Annotated in this window: 1 protein-coding gene; it reads left to right on the forward strand. The window is 65.9% G+C overall.

All coding sequences use genetic code 11. The annotated features are described in order from the left end of the window. Positions 1-601 (forward strand): 1-deoxy-D-xylulose-5-phosphate synthase N-terminal domain-containing protein (locus DMP11_RS10110; protein ID WP_235869450.1); only part of this gene is annotated, 601 nt, incomplete at both ends.

Raw genomic sequence — 601 nt, forward strand, 5'->3', positions numbered from 1 at the left:
CGCTCGGTGCCGTGGAGATCATCCTGGCCGTGCACAGCATGCTGGACTGCCCGCGCGACCGGTTCATCTTCGACGTGGGCCACCAGGCCTATGCGCACAAGCTGGTCACGGGCCGCCTCGAGGAGTTCAAGTCGCTGCGCACCTACGGCGGCCTCTCCGGCTTCCCGAAGCCCGGCGAGAGCCCCTACGACGTGCATCCCTCGGGCCATGCCTCCGACTCGCTTTCGGTGGCGCTCGGCCTGGCGAAGGCACGCGACCTCTCGGGCGGCGACAACAAGGTGGTAGCCCTGATAGGCGATGCGGCGCTCTCGGGCGGCATGGCGTTCGAGGCGCTCAACCACATCGGACAGGCGCAGACCCCGATGGTGGTCGTCCTCAACGACAACGAGATGTCCATCTCGCGCAACGTGGGCGCGCTCATGAAGCACCTCGGCTACATGCGCGCCTCCTCGCAGTACCGCCAGACGCGCGACTCCGTCCAGGAGAGACTGGAAAGCAGCGGACCCTTCGGGGAGGCACTCGCGAACTTCGGGCGCAACATGAAGGAATCCATGAAGCAGTTCGTGCTCCCGCGTACCATGATCTTCGAGCAGCTGGGTAT

Origin of the sequence: Parvibacter caecicola, from assembly GCF_003725335.1 — a bacterium.
Classification (GTDB): Bacteria; Actinomycetota; Coriobacteriia; order Coriobacteriales; family Eggerthellaceae; genus Parvibacter; species Parvibacter caecicola.